We start from the raw sequence: 19,298 nt of genomic DNA, 5'->3' as shown, positions 1-19,298 counted from the left end.
TGTAATTTTACTATGATATTAATTTAAATCAATTTGAGATCCCAACCATATATCCAATTCTTTTGTGAAACCTGTATCGAATCCACCTGTAGGTGTAAAAGTTAATTCACCAAAAATCACTTTATTTCGTATAACATAAAAATCAACTCTAACAAATTTAAAATCTTTTGATAAATTCTCTGATATTTCAATAATTTCATTTATTTTTTCAGTATATTTAACTTTTTCTTGGATTTCATTCATTGATTCTGATGTATTGGACTCAAGAAAATTCCAATTTTTATCAAAATGATATTTCTTTAAATCATGATCTTCACGGCCAGTTATAACTCTTATCATTAATACCTTGCCCTGACTACAATATAACTTATAATCGTTCATTATGCCACCAGATTCACTTTCAAGATATTTTTCACAAAGAATTTTTCTATTAATATTAAAATATTGTGGTTCATAATGCAAAACTCCAAACTTTTCTTTCAACCAAGAATTTAGTTTCTTATTTGCTTCTTCTATATTTAGTTGGCTTTTATCCTTGCAAATAATGTTATATCCACATCCATGATTACACTTCAAGGCAAATTGATTAGGCAATAAATCGTAATTTATTTGTTCTGCATTGTCATAAACTCCTAAGATATCATTTAAAATTGCTCTATATCCTTTTGATATGATATAATCTCTCACTAATATTTTATCAGCACAATTTGTTATTAGAATTCCCTTTTCATTAAATTTTAAATATTGAATTTTTTCATTAAAAGTACTAGGATTTTTTAAATCCAAGCTATACCCCATAGAAATTAAAAATTCAAATTTAACAGCAATTTTAGAATTCATTGAATATAACATCTTTAGCAAAATAAGATATGACTTTTCAATTATATCTGATTTTTTCAAACTTTCCTTAAGCGATGCATACGACATATGTGCTACCTCTTCTTTCCTCATTAGTAATTAACTAAAATCTATTATTTTATATCAAGAATTTTAATATAAAACCTTCTTAAAAGATTAAGAGGAGCAGAAGGTAAAATTGAAATAACAATTAATACTAATTTATTTGTTTTATTATATAACCTTATATATTCATAATCTTCTTTTATCATTTTATAGTTAAATTCTTTTTTCGCTCTAAGTGAAAGTAAATTCATGTTTGTCATTCTTCCATACTTATATCCATTTCTACAGCACAAAAGTTTTAATTCATATGAGACTCCTTCATATCCCATTATCATATCTGCCCAAAGTTTGGATGTAATCTCATAATATTTCTTTCCCCACGAAACTTCGTTCCCACACATTCTAAAAACATTTTTATTGTGCAAATAATACAACTTAAATGGATTTTTCAACATATAATTTAAAATTGCTCCAGTATGTGACCAATAAGTTCCTTGATATCTATCAAAATCCAAATTTGCTATGATTTGCTTTGAAAGAATCAAACCACTAATCCAATTCATTTGGTAGCATAATTCCGAGAAAATATAATCTTTATCTTCCTTAATACCTTCTGTTATTTTATGGTCTTCTCCATTTATAATTAAATCATAGTCTCCTTCAATTTTTAATAAGTTAAGAATTGAAGTCAAATCTCCTTGAATTGAATCATCTGACCCTAAAAGCCATGTATAGTCACAGTCAGAAATTTTTAATGCATTCGCAAAATTGTAGTCATAGCCCATATTCTCTTTATTTCGATGATAAACTAAATTAGGATATTCCTTTTTTATAACTTCAATTTCTTCTTCTAATCCATCAGTAGATGCATTGTCTGAAACAAAAAGTTTAGGAAACTCTAAATTATTTTCTAAAAAAACATCTCTAAGATTAAGAACATTTTTTCTAAATATTTTTTTATTATTATAAATAGGTACAGCAATACCAAATGTGTGATAATTTTTCATAGTATATCCCTCATATCAGTAAAATTATAATATAGATTATTCTTTTTTCAAAGTGTTAATCTATATATTAAAAAATAATAAATTAATTATAACCAAACCTAGATGCAAAAACTGCTAAATTTCAATATTCTCACTCTTTATTCTCTAAACTAAAATTATTTGATATAAATCTATTCATTTTCAAGTTATAATTAAAGAAATGTGAGGATTGAACATGAGAAGTAAATATTCAATATTAAATACAACCTTAACTATTATTTCTCAAATTTTACTTTTTATTTACTCATTAGTGCTTAAAAAGGTTTTTTTACTTTATTTTCCTGTTGAGTTACTTGGTATTACAGAAGTGTTTTCAAATTTCTTCATTTCTTTATCACTTATCGATATTGGCTTTAGCACTATTTTTGTTTTCAATCTATATAAAGCAATTGCGAAAAATGATCAAACTGGAATTATTTATCAAGTTTCTTTGTTTAAAACAATTTATAAGTATATTTCATTGTTTATTCTAATCGTATCATTACTAATTTCACCTTTCATTATTCAAATATTCAATATAAGTTACAATAATTTATTGCTAATTTATGTTGTTTTCTTTATCAAAATGGTTGAAATGTATATTCGATTTAGAGTTCTTTACAAAACAAACATATTAAAGGCTAATCAAAAAATGTATCTTTCCGTTTCATTTTCTGTTTTTTTAGAGTTATTTATTTTTATATTACAATATTTGACCATTGTTTATACAAAAAATTACATACTTTATATCGTTATTTTATCAATAAAGACAATATCCCTTTATATCTATGAATTTTTCATAGTAACAAAAGAATATAGTTACTTACGTAAAATCAAAGGACTAAAATTTGAACAAATACGCGAAAGTAACATTTTTGTCCAATGCAAATCATATCTTTTAAGAGCAGCTTATGATGTAACTTATTTTTCAATGGATACAATTATTATTTCAGTTATGTTTTCAACAGATGTTGTTGGTTATTTATCAATATATACTATGATATTTAATACCATATCTGAGTTTCTCAAAAATATATTTGTTTCATTAAGAAGTTCTATGGCTGATTTTATGCATACAGTTGATGATAATAAAAGTTTTTTTGAAATTTTTGAATCAATGAATTTAATCAATTTCTTTCTTGCATCAATTATTGTAGCTGGTTGTTATTCGCTAATTAATCAATTTATTATACTATGGGTAGGATCCACTTACTTGATTAATAACGGTGTTGTTTTTACTCTAATCATCATTTTGTCCATTGACATTCTTTTTTGCACAATTGACAGCATTTTTATGATCAATGGTTATATGTTCAAAGAAAGACTGCCTATTATATTTTCTGCTCTTTCAAATCTAATCGGTTCAATTATTCTTGCATCTATGTTCGGAGTTGTTGGTGTTTTTATCGGTACCGTTATTAGTAAAATAATTTGGTATTATGGAAAAATATATCATGTCTCTACAGATATATTTAAACCTTATCGAATGAAATTAGTCTTCACTCAACTTTTATATATCCTTCTTTTATTTCTTGAAGTTCTTTTAATTAGTACTGTCTCTGGTATGATATTTCCTACTGTATCATCGCTACTATCTTTAATTATAAAAGGTATGTTTGTTGTTTCTTTTTCCTTTATACTTAATCTTGTTATTTTTGTAAAAACTAAACCTTTTAAACTTGTGTTAGCAACAATAAAAAATTTAGTCAATAAACCAAGTTAAATAATTTCAAAATTTATTTTCTAAATTCTTTTATTTTGCAAATAACCATTATCAAAAAACTTGTTTATTAAACAGCACTTATATCTTATTTTCTTCTTTATTTTGATAAAACAAATGAATTGAATTAGCCATATAATCAAGCATTTCACTTGTCATTTTAGGAGATACTCCTATCCAAAAACTATTGTATAAAACCGTATTAGTATTTTCTAAATCACCAATTACTCTATATCCATTATTATTTTCTGACATTTGTGTGAAGCATGGATGCAGAATCATATTTGAAGCAAAGAGCATTCTTGTTTGAATATTTCTGTCTTCTAAAAATTTTACAAGCTTGTTTCTATCTTCAATATTTTTAACTGTTATTATATAACCAAACCAACTAGGTTTACTATTTTCAGTAGCAATTGGAAGGATAATTTCGGATTGTAAATCTGATAGTTTAGAATTAAGATAGTCAAAATTTAAACGACGCATTTCTACAAAAGAATCTATTTTCTTCAATTGTGCAACACCGATTGCTGCCTGCATCTCCGTTGCTTTTAAATTATATCCAAAATGAGAGTATACATATTTATGATCATATCCATAAGGTAATTTGCCATATTGTTTTGTAAATCTATTCTTACATAAATTATCTTGCCCTGAATTACAAACACAGTCTCTACCCCAATCTCTAAATGAATTAACAATCTTATACAAGAGTGGATTGTCAGTGACTACTGCTCCTCCTTCACCCATAGTTATATGATGAGGTGGATAAAAACTAGATGTTCCTATATCTCCAATTGTTCCTGTCTTTTTTTCTATACCACCATATGAGTATATTGAACCCAAAGCATCACAATTGTCTTCAATTAACCATAAATTGTGCTTTTCACAAAATAGCTTCACCATTTTTAAGTCAAAAGGATTCCCAAGGGTATGAGCTAACATAACAGCTTTAGTTTTTGGCGATAAAGCTTGTTCAAGCACCCTAACATCTATGTTGTATGTTGGTAAAGTGATATCTATAAAAACAGGAACTGCACCATAATTTATAATTGGAGATACAGTGGTTGGAAATCCTGCAGCAACAGTTATAACTTCATCACCTCTATTAATTTGTCTATCTTGTAGAAGTGGAGAAGTCAATGCCATAAATGCCAATAAATTCGCGGATGAACCACTATTTACTAATGAGCAATATCTAACATTCAAATATTTTGCAAACTCCTTTTCAAATTTCTGGCAATATTCTCCGGAAGTAAGCCAAAAATCTAAAGCACTATCAACAAGATTACATACCTCTTCCTCATCATAAACACGTCCAGCATAGGAGATTCTATCTCCTTCATGAAATTGATTCTCTGTTAAATGATACTCTTGAACATATTCTTTTACTAAATTTAAAATTTTATTTTTACTCGTTTGTTTATCGTTCATCTTGTTTTCCTCCAACAGTTTTTTTTAATGCACTGACTATGTCATATTTGTATTTAACATCCAAATCATCTTTAATTTTTGACACATCAAATTGATTAAAATCAAAATACGTTGTTTTTTCAGTTCTTTTTCCAATTTCTAAAAGATAATTCTCATTAATAAGATTACGTATCATTAATACAAATTCTAACAAAGGTCTAACATCGCCATAACCTATATAATATTCGCACAAATTATGCCCTTTTTCTGCAATACAAATAATCGCATTAATTGCATCCTCGATATAAATAAAATCATACATTTGATCACATTGTGATAATAGAAATTTTTCATCATTTTGAATTGCTTTTATAAATGAAGAAATAAATCTCTTGCTATTTTCATTTTCTCCAAAAACATTGGAGATAAGACAAGAATTAAATAACATGTTTTTTTCGTTACACAATGTTAAACACATTTGATGTGCAGCAAGTTTCGCATAACTATAGTTTTTAGCACTATTACTTGTATCGAAAGTAATATTTCTATTCTGTATATTTTCATATTCAAAAATACTACCAGCAAATATAAATTTCTTACATTTCAATCGAGAAGCAAATTCGACATATTGACATGATGTTTCAATATTTTTGATTTGAGTCAAATAGCTTTGCTGAAATTCAGATGAAACACCACTCCATGCAAAATGAAAAAAATAGTCATATTCCTCATTGACTTGAAATAGATTTATCATTTTACTTAATTCTTCATTAAAAATAATATCTTTATACATTTCATTTTTAATTGTTGTTCCATATCTTGAAATCCCATAAACTTTATAACCTTGTCGAAGTAATTCTCTACATAAAGAATTCCCAATAAATCCATTAGCTCCACTTATCACAGCACTTTTCATAATGTCACCTAATTTAATAATCTTTCAAGAATTCTTTTATTTGGAATTGAGTAATATTTGTCATATTTTTCTTATTTAAGAAATCAATATACCAATCAATTGTAAATTCAATTGCTTCCTTTGAACTCCATCTAGGAGCATAATTCAAATTTTTTCTTGCTTTTATATTGCTTAACTTAAGAAACCCTGATTCATGCGGTCCAAAATAATTCACTGCATTCCACTTAGGAGAGTATTCAATGTGATTGCAAACTATGTCGCATAATTGCCCCGTAGTAATACAATCCAATTCATCTGGCCCAATATTATAGTTTGTAGCCAAAGTAATATTTATCGATTGTTTCATTGCGAGCATTAAATAAAAAATATCAGCTTCTAAAACATGTTGATAAGGTCTTATTGAATTAGGATTTCTAACCAAAATAGATTCATTATTTTGAATAGCTCTAAAACAATCAGGTATTATTCTATTTGCTGAGTAATCTCCCCCTCCAATCACATTTCCAGCCCTACATGTTGATGTTGCAATATTTAAATCATTAAAAAATGATTTTCTATAACTATCTGTGATTAATTCCGAACATGATTTACTATTTGAATAAGGGTCATAACCGTTTAATCGATCTGTTTCTAAATAAGCATGACTCTCTTCTTCTATATTCTCATATACTTTATCTGTTGTAACGTTTACAAAAGACTTTACCGATTCTGTATGTCGAATACATTCACATATATTTACAGTACCCATTACATTAACATCATAAGTATAAACAGGATTTTCATATGACTCTATTACCAGAGGTTGAGCTGCTAAGTGAATTACAATTTCTGGCTTAAATTCATTAAAAACTTTTTTAATCTCATTTAAATTACGAATATCAATAATATTATGTGAACTTATTCGATTTTTCAAATCAAGTTGATTAAATAGATTAGGATTTGTTGAAGGTTCCAAAGCTATACCACATATTTCAGCATTAAGTTCTAAAAGAATTGAACATAGCCAACTACCTTTAAATCCAGTATGCCCTGTAACCAACACCTTTTTATCTTTATAAAATTCACTTAGATTCATTTTTTCCAAACCTCCCATGGTGCTTCATTATCTTTAATTAGTTGTTCCAAATATTCTTTATCTCTTACCGTATCCATACATTGCCAAAAACCTTGATGCTTATATGCATATATGTTCTCCTCTTGTGCAAGTTTTTCTAATGGTTCTTTTTCAAACACTGTCGTATCACCTTCAATGTATTCAAATACTTTAGGATTAATCACCATAAATCCACCATTAATCCAACCTCCATCTTCCGGATTTTTTTCTTGAAACGATTTTACTACATTATTTTCATCAATTTCTAATGATCCAAATCTTCCCCCAGGTTGAATAGTCGTTAAAGTAAGTAGTTTATTACTTTTTTTATGTTCATCTATCAACGAATCCAAATCGACATTAGCTACTCCATCCCCATAAGTCAAAAAGAAAGGCTCGTTATCTATGTAGTTTTTAATTCGTTTTATACGCCCGCCTGTCATAGTACTTAAACCTGTATCAACGATTGTAACTTTCCAATTCTCTGACACGTTATTGTGTACAATTAATTTATTACCTTGAGTAAAGTCAAATGTAATATCGCTTGTATGCAAAAAGTAATTCGAAAACCATTCTTTTATCACTTCTTGTTTATACCCTGCACATATTACAAATTCATTATGTCCAAAAAAACTATAATATTTCATAATATGCCATAGTATTGGTTTTCCTCCAATTTCAATCATCGGTTTCGGTTTTAAATGAGACTCTTCACTAATTCTTGTCCCATAACCACCAGCTAGAATAACTACTTTCATCTTCATACCTCTTTCGCTTTCTAAAGATAATAAACTGCAAGTATTTTACTAATACTTGTTCATTTCACCAATTATATAATCAACTTCCTCTTTGGTCATTCCATTATACATTGGTAAAGACACAATATGATTTGCTTGATTTTCCGTTATTGGGAAATCATTTTCTTTATATCCCAAATACCTATATGCATCACTCAAATGTGGTGGTTGAGGATAATGAATTTTTAATCCAATTTCTCTCTCCTCACAATACTTCATAAAATCATCTCTATCTTCAACTTGAATTACAAATAAATGAAATACATGTCCCTCTCGATTAAATTGATACGCTGGAAGAAGTATTTTCGGATTGTTGATTTCCTTAATAAATCTTTCTGCATCTTTCCTGCGTTCTTCAGTTAACTCATCTAAATATTTAAGTTTTACTCTTAATAAACCTGCTTGAAGTTCATCCAGGCGAGAATTAAACCCAACTTTTTCAAAATAATAGGTTTTCTTTGAGCCATAATTACGCATCATTCGAATTTCTTCTTCAAAATCTTTATTATTTGTGATGATTGCTCCTCCATCTCCAAATCCACCTAAATTTTTTGTTGGATAGAAACTGAAACACCCTACATCTCCCCACGTACCACATTTTTTACCATGTAAAGAAGCTCCGTGTGATTGTGCACAATCTTCTACAACATAGAGATTATGTTTTTTGGCAATTCTCATTATTTCTTCCATATTAGCAATTTGACCATACAAGTGAACAACACAGATTGCTTTTGTTTTAGGACCGATTGCTTCTTCAATTTTACTAATATCTAAATTATAAAATTCATCTGGTTCTACAAATTTAGGTACTAAACCATTTCTTGTAAACCCCATGATTGATGCTATATAGGTATTTGCAGGTGCTATAACTTCATCTCCTTCTTCAAGGTTTAACGCTTCAAATGCTAATATTAATGCATCCAAGCCATTCGCAACACCAACACAATATTTCACATTATTATATGTTGCAAATTCTTCTTCAAAAGCCTTTACTTCATTCCCTAACACATACCATCCACTGTCTAATACTTCTTCAACTTTTTTTAGATATTCATCTTTATATTTTAAATATTGTGGACGCAATAAATTATTAGCTACTTTCATTTTATTTACCTCTCTCTTGAATGAAGTCTTCATAATTTCTTATATAATCAGATTCACAATAACCTTCACTAGCCAAAACCATTAGAATCGCATCATCATGATAAGTCAATGTATGCCATATGTAAGGACCACAAACTAAGCCAATATGAGGATCATCTAGTATAAACTTTTCTTCATTACCCTCTAAATCCTCACAATGAACTTCAATTTTACCTTTTAAAACAAAGAAAATTTGAAATAGTTCTTTATGTGCATGATAACCCCTCACATTGCCTTCTTTTGTGTTAATAACAGTATAAACACGCTTAATATCAAAAGGAAGTCCAGTATTCTTTTCAATTGCACTTAAATAGCCATCTTCATCACTACCATGTGCTTTAAATGCTTGTAAATAAACATCATTCATTTGCTTCTCCCTCAATTACATTTTCAATGATATAAAGTGGTCTTTTTCTAGTCTCATCAAGATTTCTCCACATATACTCGCCGATAATACCTAGCATGATCATTTGAACACCTGCTAGTACCAATACAACTACTATTAATGATGTCCAACCGGCAACATCTACTTTGTTTATTAGTTTATCAAATATAAAGTAAATTGCTGCGATAAAACCTGTTATACTCATTAAAAATCCAAATACACTAATCCAACGAATCGGCGTATGAGAGAATACAATAAATGTATCTATAAATAAATCAAATCTCTTTTTGTAAGACCACATGGATTCGCCTTTTTCACGCTCCATTCGTGTATATTCTATAACTTTAGGTTTATATCCTGTCCAGATAAGCTGAACATAAATTGATGAATTCTTCTCTTGCATATTCACTAATATCTTTGCAACATCTGAATCCATTAAAAAGAAATCAAATCCCTGTTGTGGATAATCTTCAATGACTAATTTTCTAACTACTTTGTAATAAGTATTTGCAAAAAAATTCTTAATCCACGGTTCATTTCTTTTATTTCTTGCTGCAATTACAACTTTTTCACCTTTTTCCCAGTATTCAATCATTTCAGTGATTAAATAGGGTGGATCTTGTAAATCAGCACTCATAACCGCGATTGCATCACCTGTTGCAACACTCATTCCTGCTACAATAGCCCTAAATTCACCAAAATTACGGGATAATTTAACTATTCTAATTCTTGTATCCGTTTTTTGAGCTTTTTTAAGTTCTAGTAAAGTATTATCCTTTGAACCATCATCGACAAACACTAATTCAAATAAGATATCTTCTCTTTTATCTAAAACATCCCGCTTTAAAACTGAATACGTTTCCGGAATATTCAATTCATTGAAATAACACGGAATGACAATTGATATTTTCTTCATAGTTTACCCCTTTACTTTATACGTTTTATTAAATCAACCAAATTAGCTACTTTAGCTAGAAATAATCATGTTCTCTTACGATCACTCTTGTTTTTGTATTCTTATGGTACTGAATACAATTCTTAATTATTATCTCATTTTTCATTCAGACTTCCAATATATTCTACATTCTATCATTTTTTACATCTTACCTAGGGATTATATCTTTCATCTTTCATCATATCGAAGATTTAATACAAATTTATAGTTATCAATGTATTACTTCTCTTTAACAAAGGATATTTTTAATAGTCCACATTTCAATGATCCAATATCATGAAATCTATAATTATGTCTAACAATTAAAATTGTTTCAAATTTAAGCATAATCACAACATTGTTATTAAGAATACTTTTGTCAAGCCTTCCTCTTTCTTCTTGCTTCAAACCAAAGTAAACCCAAAAAAGCAATTATTGAGATAACAGTCACGATTATCCCTAATATCAACCCTTTAGGAATGAAAGTGAATTCTACACGATGTGTACCTTCTGTTAAATCAAAACCAATAAATCCATAGTTCACTTTTCTTATAGCAGTTGTTTTCCCATCAACTTTAACAGACCATCCATCATCATATGCAATACTTGTTGCCACAAGCTTATCTTCTCCAGTAATTGAAATGCTAGCAGATATCTTATCTTGAGAACTCTCAACATCATAGAATTTATCTTGTTTATTCAATCCACTATAGAATTGATCAACTTGCTTATTCGACAACCAATATACATTTACAGGTACATAATGATTAGGATTATTATCACTTGCACAATATACATAAATATCATTATAGTCTTTATCGAGTTTTAGTGCATAGTATCCTATTTCTCTACTATTTCTAGTATCAAAACTATCACCATTGTAATACAAATCATACTTACATACTGATTTTGGATCACTTGAACTATAATCAATAATATACACACCATCTGTTCCTAAAATAGGACTGAATGATTCATTTAATAGATCACTTTTAACTTCTCGAGGGTAATCAATAATAACTGAATCTTCTTGATCCACAACAATACCCTGCATCATTGCAAAATCTTTAATAAAAGTATCTTTATCAGCAAGTGATTTCATTGATATTACTTTGTTTGTTGCATAACCTAAATTCATATCTATAGAATTTTTATACACTGCAAATTCGTTGAACTCCTTCATTTGAGTATATCCATAAGGAATCTCTAATGATTCCGAATTAGTCACAAGATATCTATTTCCTAATAGGCTCTTTACCAAGAATTTTGAAGGATTATATTCAACAAACCAAGAATTTGAAAATCTGTTTTCATAGAATTCAATACTCTCATAATTATAAATACTTACATATGAAGTGAATCCTGCATATGTATTAGCAAGCGGCATATTGTAACCCAATGAATCTTGAACATCAAATTCCATACGATAGTATGTACTATCATCTATGGTATTAATGTAGTCCATTATTTCATTTTGAAATATTTTATCATGATATTCATCTACAGTAGTTTGATTAGCTACAAGTGAAGAATTTCCATTAAACGACCTTAATAATAGGCACATAAGAATCTCTGCGCTAATCAAAATATATATATACTTAAAATTCTTTTCACTTGAAATAATATACAAAATGATGAAGACAATTAGTGAGGGTACTACATATAGTTGGGTTAATCGGCTTATATTTGAAGCAAGACCAAAATATCTGCTGATAATAGAAATACAAATAATAAATAAAATTATCCCTATTCCTGACAATTTTAGAAGTTTCGAATCCCATTGAGATTTGTTTTCTATGAGATATGCTAATAGTACACAATTAAATACATTATAATAAAAACTCCAACGTACCGAATTATTCCCGTTAAATACAAAATATGAAAATTTAAAGAATAACAGTAGGTATAAGAGAATCATGGTAGTGATTAGTATTTTTTTACCATTGAATTTAACTTTAAAAACTTGCAATGCAAATAATGGAAATATAATAAGAGAGTAATTATATACAGTGTACACACTCATTACATCTTTTGTAAAAGGTGATCCAAATAGATTATAATCAAAATCATTTATGACTGGTGAGAATAAAGATGTCAGAACTCTAAATGCATCGAGTGGTTTTATAGGTAAAAATAAACTTGAGCTTACATCCATTATTCGATTTGTGGATGATAAAATAAGGACACAAGGAAATATAACAATTGCTCCCAATCCAATACCCAAAACAAAGTAAAAGAATACTTTGAAAAACATATGCCAAAACTTCTTCCAATCAATATTATAACTCGATATCATGAAATATCTGCAGATTAAGTAAATGAAGATAAGCCATGAGATCATATATAATTGATATAAACTTAATATACCTATAAAAGCAATTAGTAAAGAAAATAACCAAAATTTCTTATCTTCAAACATTTCTTCGCAAACATACAATATAGCAGACAAGTAAATAAAAGTATCCATGAAATTCGGATAATGCATCCAATACATCATCCAACCACAAAATGTAAATGACAAACTTGTAATCACTCGAGCTTGGCTTGATTTAACTAACCTTGATATCCACAAATAACTTAATACTGCAACGATTAAAAATCTTAGCATGTCTATTAATGGAAATATATAAACAATATACTCTTTACTTGGACATAACAATGTTAGATAAAAGGATGGAGCTCCCAATATAGATAGGAACATAGTAAATTGACTCGCTCCCGTTCCAATCGAAGGATTCCAGAGAGTAAAATTCCCAGACTTAATCAATTCATATGAATTAGCGTATAGTTGAACTACTTGTTCAGATTCATCTCCCCAAAATAGTGATGTCCCTCCATTCGCAAATAAAACATAAAAATAGTATATTGCTAGAACAACACTTACACTTAGTAAAAGTATTTTTAATTCTTTGTTTTTACTCATAAACTCACATCCCTTTACATATATAAATTTAATACTGTGATCGATTTATTCCCTAAAATGCTATAAAGAAACAAAGTAATATTCATTTTATCTAAATCATCTAGTTTCTACTGTTTATACTTTTGAATTCAAGCATTTTATTTATCTTTTATTCCTTTATTTATTAAAAGTTTTCTCTTCTTGTATTCTCGTATAAACTCTAACGAAATAACTACCCCTGCAAGAATAATCCCAATTCCACTCATTATCACACCTAGTTTAAAGCCTTGTGGTGTAAAATACATTTCTACATTATTAGTTCCTTTTTCAATCGGAATTCCTATAAATCCTCCATTTACTTCAAATTTCTTTACTTCTTGCCCATTAATTAATATTTTCCATCCTTCATCATACGGAACTGTTATCACCATGAAGGTAGAATCATCAGATACAACAGACCCCGTTAACTGGTTACCTCCATATTGAACATTTTCTAAATTCACACTATTCTTAGAGCCAAGAAAACCTTCAATTTCCTTCACATCACTTTCATCACAAACGATTATGTTATTCAATTCGGAAACACTAGTTTCACTCTCAATAAAGTCTGTCGAAGATAAAACTTTTGAATAAGTTGTACCTATCGCTCTATAATTTTTATTTTCATAAACTTTTATACTTCCCCTATAATTATCATCAACTAATTCCCAATTAATCTTGGAAGGTAGTTCATTCTCATTTAACACCAGAGCATACTTAACATTTAAGAAATTCATTAAATCAGGATCAGTGATGTTGAAGATCATTGCTGAGGAATAATCAATTATTTGCGGAGCAAGTTCTTTCAACTTATTTACACTTGGAGAATATGTTGAAAAATAAACCATTAATCCATTTAATTGATAGGCAACTGACATATTATGACTATAGTACCAATAAATAGAATCATGGGGAACATAAACTCTATAATATTGTTCGTAATTGTCTGTATTCAAATAATCTAAATAGTTATTCAATTCATTGTCATCATCTTGAAGAACATGAGTAACTTGCTCAAAAAATTCATAAGATCCATTCTCACTAAAATCTAAATTTGTTGTATATAATACTGCTCCAAATATCGAAAATTCTAGAACGGTTAAAATAAGCAAATAATTCATAAAATTTTTTTTCTTTTTAAGTAAAATAAATGCAACAAATCCAATCAATATAGAACATATAACAAATAATATCCACTGTATAAAATATTCACTTAATAAACTTGAGATACTTCCACTAACTATTGTAGAAAAAGGCACAAGTAATATCACTAGAATGCAAATAATTGTTGCCACATATTTAAATATTTTTTTATCAATATTCTCGAAATCATTCAAGAGATGACATGCTATTATTATATTTAAAAGTACAACTAAAAATAACCATCTAAATGAAGGTTCACTGAATCCATGCATCATCGCATTACCCATTGGAATAATCGCAATTAGCACTATCACTCCATAAAAAACTAATGTTGCTATTTTAATTACTTTGTCTTTATAAGCAAAAATTTGACAAATAATCAATGAAATGATTGAGCCAGCATAAAGACATATTTCTCTAGTCACATGCCAATTTGTTTCGAAAACATTACCTCTATAAATATATAAGTAATTAGGTACAAACATCGACGCTAGCAAATGAATATAAACCTGCTTATCTCCAAAAAATAAATCATGATTGATTCCAATTCTATCATTTCCAGTCATGTAAAAAATAGTTGGTAAGAAAATCGCTCCACATATAAGTATTCCAATGAAGTAAATACCAATTAGTCGCAAAGTATTAACAGTATAATTTTTAAAATTTTTATTTAAAACATAATATCTATATGTATAGTAAAGAGTTGTAAATATTGATACGGTGTAAAAATAATACCAGTTAGATATTAATAATAATACCACCATGAATAAGAATAGTATTTTTTTATTATTCTTAATATATCTTTCTACCCCTAAGAAATATAAAGGAACAAAACAATAAAAGGAATGAAACATTAGTTGACCACTAAAGAAAATTGCCCATCCGCTAAAAGCAAAAGATAGAGCCCCAATATAACGTATTTTGGTCTCTATTTTCATTTCTCTTAATAAAAAATACATTGAATATGATGATACAAAGAATTTAATGATTTCAAACAATAATGTTTTATCAAAGAAATTCATCTGTTGAACTAGCAAACTTAGCCATGTGAAAATATCACCAAAATTATAAAATGTCTGTGACGCCCAATAATTTGTTCCCAAAAACATAGACCATGAATAAAATGGAAGTGTACCCGTTTTGAAAAAATTATTCATCAAATTTGTGAATTCCATGTTAAAGAAAACTTGTTCCGGCTTTAAATCAGTACCATAAATCACTGGCAAATGATTAAGAATGTTTGGTAAAAACATTGCTAGACAAACTATACCCGTTAGCACACCCAAAATTAGTAAATGTTTAAACTCTTTCTTCATCTTAATCACCCGTTTCATTATACAGTACCTTTGTATTTTTACAAAATCAACCTTAGTTTCTAAAGTAATCTTCCCTTATTATATTTTGTCCAACCATTATTAAGTTGAATACCTTGTCATTTATCTCTTCAATATCATCTTCATTTAGATTCGAAGTTGAAAACACTTGTTTTGTCGCATCGTAATATCCATCATTTGTTTTCCATGAATAATCTTGAAATATTACTAATCCTTCTGAACCAGACAAAGCATCTCTACCTATAATCATTTGACCATTAATATCTAGTCCAAATAAATTAGCTAAAGTAGGATAGATATCAAATGTTGATGTAATATCTGTAACTTCTTTATGTTCTATACCTGGAGTCCATATGATGAAAGGTGTTTTATAAATATCATTCCCAATATTTTCTCCAAACAATTCTTTACTTGCCTCTTTTGTTAATCCATAAGGATAATGATCTCCATATAGAGCAATAACCGTATCTTCCAATAAACCTTCTTTTTCTAAATCATTTATAAGTTCTTCAATACCAGATTCTAATGTCCGTTGAGCACCAAGATAACATAATGCCTCTTCTGAATATGTTTCTCCCACTTCTCCATAAATTTTTATCGTTTCCCAAAGATCATTTTCAAGTTCATATCTACCCCTTATATAAGGGATATGTCCAGAAACACTAATTACAAAATCAAAAAATGGTTCTTGTTCTAAATCTATAGAGATTTTTACAACTGAACTCATTAAGTCTTTATCTGCAACCCAGTTCATTGCTTCTACAAATTCTGGTTTTTTATAAAAGTTTAAATCTTCCCAGTCATATAAATATGTAAATCCATAAGTATAGTGTAATTGTTCTCTATTATAGAAACTTTTCTTAAATGAATGAAATGAGTTCGCTGAATAGCCTAAATCTCTAAATTTCCACGGTAAAGCCATTGGGAAAGAATTGTCTGCAAAATCATATGAAATTGGACCATCTAATATTGAAGGTAATAATCCAGTAAGACTAATATATTCACTATCCGATGTTGCAGTTTGAAATACTGGAGCATAGTGATTCGAGAAATTTATTCCTTCTCTTTGCAATTTATACAAAGTAGGCGTTAAATCCTCATTAATCGCTATTGGTGATAAGGATTCACACAAAATTAAAATTAAATTTTTTCCTTCAAACATATTAGTATATTCATTTGTTGATGCCTTATATCCATTGTCTTGCATATACATATCTACGATTAATTTATTATTTTCATCCGAAGAATTATCTTTATCCAAGTAAAGTTGCACATCTTTAATTGTATATGCATAAAATCCTAGCTTATCCACCGCTTTTTCACTGTTATATAGAGTTTCATATAAAAGTTTATTACTCTTACTCATAATTTTGTTATCTTTGTAGCCTTGTGGTATAAATAATAAACCCATAACACCAATTACTAGTAATATAGAACATAAAATAGATCTAACTTTAAAAGATATTTTTTCATTTAATGGTTTTATAAGTCCAATAATCAAGCATACAAGAGCTGGTATAAAATAAATAAGCAATGATAAACTCATTTTATGTGTTGTTTCCCCACTTACTTGAAAAAACTCTTGTATAATACTTATTTTCGAAATTGAGAAAAAGGTTTCAAAAAAGTCATAGTGGAGTGATTGAGCAGCAAATAATCCCCCAATAAAGACAAGAATGAGAACACTATATATGGTTCTGCCTACTCTTCCAAAAAGAAGCATTATAGAAGATAAGATAAATGCAAAACAACTTGTGTATAATAAATAAGAACCAAATAAATTAGTTATTCCAATGTCATTTCTAAATATTATTTCTAACAATAATATAGAAACAAATAAAACAACAACATTGGTGATTGATAATGTTTTCTTCATTTGATTTTTCTTCCCTTTCTTAATATAAAATAAACTATTATCATTATAAACGATAACACAGAAAGAATACTACTTAACTTTTGTATTTTTGTCCCTTTATAGGATATCTTAATAGATATTTCTTGACGATTATTTGGTATCCTGAAAGTGACTAAACCCTCCTCATTTGGATAGGTTTGCGTAATGACATTTTCCGAATTGGACTGTATTTCAACAATGTACCCTTTGTAGTATATTAATGGTAATGTATAAAAATCATTTTCCTTTGCTTCAGATATAGTAAATGACATGTTATTATAGCTCTTATTGTAATTTTCAATATTACTCAATTGATTATTAGTCTCAATATACTGTCCATATTCTTGATAATTAATGTTTGAATTTAGTGGTAAGTAATCGCCTAATGATAATTCTCCAATATGATTGTACTCGCTAGTTGAGAATACTATTTTATCTTTCAATATTTTTTCTTCATTATAGATTGGAGCCAATTGATATATACCAATAGACAGGCTAAAAAACATAACTATCCAATATATAAATTTAAATTTATTCTCATCTTCAAAGTAATTTAGAATATAACTGACAACAATTACAGCAGCTGGAAGTGCAACTATTAGTACTCTCCAACTAAATTGCATAAATCCTAATATACCAAATAAATCCCATGGAAAATAGCTAGTGGTCATCCAAATCGCAAGACAGCACACCACAAAATTAAGAGTAAAAAATAAGGTCTTTTTTTTGCAGAAGAGATATAATGGAGTCATTATCGATAAGATTAATCCAATATTCATCGTAGCTGCTTGCGATAAATCATACGTATGCCCTAAATACCCGAAGGTTGTATTAATCTTGAATATTTGTTCTATATTTAATGTTGAATGCAGTAAAGAATCTTTATTAAAATATCCATTAACAGCATATAAACCACCCCTCATTTGCTCTAGCATTGGAAGTAAATAAAATGCAGATAGTAAAAAACTCAGTATTATTGCATACATAACTGTTTTAAAGGTTTTCTTATCAACTTGTTTAAACATTGCAATAAGAAAAATCGCAAACACACCACAGCATATTAAAAAGGAAATATTATGTGACAATAGTAAACCTGTAAAAGAAAGTCCCATCAATAACCAACAATCTTTTTTCTGAACCAACATTTGATAGATGGATAAAAAAACTAATGGAACAAATATAAAAGCCAAAATCTCTCCTATTGCTGAGCGTACATAAACATCTGTTATATGAAAAGCTGAAAACATATACAATACAACCGAAGCATAGGATATTTTTTTATTTTCAAATATCAAGTAGATACAATAATACATCGATAACGCTGTTAACATCGCACAAACAAAAAGAAATATTTTATAACTCAATGTCAAAGTAAGTCCCATATTCACAAGTAATGCGGGTATATAGACAAAAAGATTAGAATAGAATAAAGGTGTTCCATAACCGAATCCATAGCTTTGATTATGAAATATAGAAGGAAAAAAATCACCATGACTTATCGCCTCACTTAGCGATTGAATCCGATTTAAATGAAAAAGCAGATCATGTCCTTTAACTATCCCACTATCGAACAAAGGTAGCGAAAAAATAAGTGTTATTAAAAAACACAAGACGAAAACATGCCAATTTTTTTTAAAGTATCTTATCATTTAAGCACCCC

At 28.3% G+C, this 19,298-nt stretch carries 14 protein-coding genes; 1 reads left to right on the top strand and 13 read right to left on the bottom strand.

The window, feature by feature from the left end; all coding sequences use genetic code 11:
• Positions 1 to 18: 18 nt before the first annotated feature.
• Entirely contained in the window at positions 19 to 927 is a 909-nt protein-coding gene (locus tag B5D14_RS04800; protein WP_159443729.1) for an ATP-grasp fold amidoligase family protein, read from the bottom strand.
• 44 nt (positions 928 to 971) lie between these two features.
• The gene (locus B5D14_RS04795) at positions 972 to 1,910 is read right to left on the bottom strand and encodes a glycosyltransferase (protein ID WP_078711459.1); all 939 of its coding nucleotides are present in this window, start codon (positions 1,908 to 1,910) and stop codon (positions 972 to 974) included.
• A 214-nt stretch (positions 1,911 to 2,124) separates the two neighbouring features.
• Between B5D14_RS04795 and B5D14_RS04790 the strand changes: the two genes are divergently transcribed.
• Entirely contained in the window at positions 2,125 to 3,651 is a 1,527-nt protein-coding gene (locus tag B5D14_RS04790) for a lipopolysaccharide biosynthesis protein (RefSeq protein ID WP_078711458.1), read from the top strand.
• Positions 3,652 to 3,729: 78 nt separating this feature from the next.
• Here the strand turns inward: B5D14_RS04790 and rfbH are convergent, their stop codons facing one another.
• The 11 genes from rfbH to B5D14_RS04735 all read right to left on the bottom strand — a co-directional run bounded on the left by rfbH (position 3,730) and on the right by B5D14_RS04735 (position 19,287).
• A complete protein-coding gene (gene rfbH / locus B5D14_RS04785) occupies positions 3,730 to 5,079 on the bottom strand; it encodes a lipopolysaccharide biosynthesis protein RfbH (RefSeq protein ID WP_078711457.1) in 1,350 nt (449 codons plus the stop codon).
• Positions 5,069 to 5,974, bottom strand: a complete 906-nt coding sequence (locus tag B5D14_RS04780; protein ID WP_078711456.1) for an NAD-dependent epimerase/dehydratase family protein — start codon at positions 5,972 to 5,974, stop codon at positions 5,069 to 5,071. The genes rfbH and B5D14_RS04780 overlap by 11 nt, the downstream gene beginning before the upstream one ends.
• A 13-nt stretch (positions 5,975 to 5,987) precedes the next feature.
• Positions 5,988 to 7,049, bottom strand: coding sequence for a CDP-glucose 4,6-dehydratase (gene rfbG, locus B5D14_RS04775; RefSeq protein WP_078711455.1), 1,062 nt, complete (start codon positions 7,047 to 7,049; stop codon positions 5,988 to 5,990).
• The gene (gene rfbF / locus B5D14_RS04770; protein ID WP_078711454.1) at positions 7,046 to 7,825 is read right to left on the bottom strand and encodes a glucose-1-phosphate cytidylyltransferase; all 780 of its coding nucleotides are present in this window, start codon (positions 7,823 to 7,825) and stop codon (positions 7,046 to 7,048) included. Before rfbF ends, rfbG begins: the two co-directional genes overlap by 4 nt.
• A gap of 48 nt (positions 7,826 to 7,873) precedes the next feature.
• The gene (locus B5D14_RS04765) at positions 7,874 to 8,968 is read right to left on the bottom strand and encodes a DegT/DnrJ/EryC1/StrS family aminotransferase (protein WP_078711453.1); all 1,095 of its coding nucleotides are present in this window, start codon (positions 8,966 to 8,968) and stop codon (positions 7,874 to 7,876) included.
• 1 nt (position 8,969) lies between these two features.
• The gene (locus B5D14_RS04760) at positions 8,970 to 9,374 is read right to left on the bottom strand and encodes a sugar 3,4-ketoisomerase (RefSeq protein ID WP_078711452.1); all 405 of its coding nucleotides are present in this window, start codon (positions 9,372 to 9,374) and stop codon (positions 8,970 to 8,972) included.
• Positions 9,367 to 10,308 (bottom strand): glycosyltransferase family 2 protein, encoded by a 942-nt coding sequence (locus tag B5D14_RS04755; RefSeq protein ID WP_078711451.1) that lies wholly within the window; start codon positions 10,306 to 10,308, stop codon positions 9,367 to 9,369. Before B5D14_RS04755 ends, B5D14_RS04760 begins: the two co-directional genes overlap by 8 nt.
• Before the next feature lie 397 nt (positions 10,309 to 10,705).
• On the bottom strand, positions 10,706 to 13,249 hold the full coding sequence (locus B5D14_RS04750; RefSeq protein ID WP_078711450.1) for a YfhO family protein: 2,544 nt from the start codon (positions 13,247 to 13,249) through the stop codon (positions 10,706 to 10,708).
• A 137-nt stretch (positions 13,250 to 13,386) separates the two neighbouring features.
• Positions 13,387 to 15,726 carry a YfhO family protein gene (locus tag B5D14_RS04745; protein ID WP_159443728.1) on the bottom strand — a complete coding sequence of 780 codons (2,340 nt, stop codon included), beginning with the start codon at positions 15,724 to 15,726 and terminating at the stop codon, positions 13,387 to 13,389.
• Positions 15,727 to 15,778: 52 nt separating this feature from the next.
• Positions 15,779 to 17,620 (bottom strand): LTA synthase family protein, encoded by a 1,842-nt coding sequence (locus tag B5D14_RS04740; protein ID WP_078711448.1) that lies wholly within the window; start codon positions 17,618 to 17,620, stop codon positions 15,779 to 15,781.
• Positions 17,617 to 19,287: a glycosyltransferase family protein gene (locus B5D14_RS04735; protein ID WP_078711447.1), complete on the bottom strand. Its 1,671-nt coding sequence runs from the start codon at positions 19,285 to 19,287 to the stop codon at positions 17,617 to 17,619. Before B5D14_RS04735 ends, B5D14_RS04740 begins: the two co-directional genes overlap by 4 nt.
• Positions 19,288 to 19,298: the final 11 nt, after the last annotated feature.

This window comes from Anaerorhabdus furcosa (assembly GCF_900167375.1).
Taxonomy (GTDB): Bacteria; Bacillota_I; Bacilli_A; order Erysipelotrichales; family Erysipelotrichaceae; genus Anaerorhabdus; species Anaerorhabdus furcosa.
This window is presented reverse-complemented; position numbering and strand designations above follow the sequence as displayed.

Bases quoted from the DNA above. Each gene is read 5' to 3' on its own strand.
- B5D14_RS04745 (WP_159443728.1), bottom strand. From the start codon at position 15,726: ATGAAGAAAGAGTTTAAACATTTACTAATTTTGGGTGTGCTAACGGGT.
- B5D14_RS04750 (WP_078711450.1), bottom strand. From the start codon at position 13,249: ATGAGTAAAAACAAAGAATTAAAAATACTTTTACTAAGTGTAAGTGTT.
- B5D14_RS04740 (WP_078711448.1), bottom strand. From the start codon at position 17,620: ATGAAGAAAACATTATCAATCACCAATGTTGTTGTTTTATTTGTTTCT.
- B5D14_RS04765 (WP_078711453.1), bottom strand. From the start codon at position 8,968: ATGAAAGTAGCTAATAATTTATTGCGTCCACAATATTTAAAATATAAA.
- B5D14_RS04795 (WP_078711459.1), bottom strand. From the start codon at position 1,910: ATGAAAAATTATCACACATTTGGTATTGCTGTACCTATTTATAATAAT.
- B5D14_RS04755 (WP_078711451.1), bottom strand. From the start codon at position 10,308: ATGAAGAAAATATCAATTGTCATTCCGTGTTATTTCAATGAATTGAAT.
- B5D14_RS04760 (WP_078711452.1), bottom strand. From the start codon at position 9,374: ATGAATGATGTTTATTTACAAGCATTTAAAGCACATGGTAGTGATGAA.
- rfbH (WP_078711457.1), bottom strand. From the start codon at position 5,079: ATGAACGATAAACAAACGAGTAAAAATAAAATTTTAAATTTAGTAAAA.
- B5D14_RS04800 (WP_159443729.1), bottom strand. From the start codon at position 927: ATGTCGTATGCATCGCTTAAGGAAAGTTTGAAAAAATCAGATATAATT.
- B5D14_RS04790 (WP_078711458.1), top strand. From the start codon at position 2,125: ATGAGAAGTAAATATTCAATATTAAATACAACCTTAACTATTATTTCT.
- rfbF (WP_078711454.1), bottom strand. From the start codon at position 7,825: ATGAAAGTAGTTATTCTAGCTGGTGGTTATGGGACAAGAATTAGTGAA.
- rfbG (WP_078711455.1), bottom strand. From the start codon at position 7,049: ATGAATCTAAGTGAATTTTATAAAGATAAAAAGGTGTTGGTTACAGGG.
- B5D14_RS04735 (WP_078711447.1), bottom strand. From the start codon at position 19,287: ATGATAAGATACTTTAAAAAAAATTGGCATGTTTTCGTCTTGTGTTTT.
- B5D14_RS04780 (WP_078711456.1), bottom strand. From the start codon at position 5,974: ATGAAAAGTGCTGTGATAAGTGGAGCTAATGGATTTATTGGGAATTCT.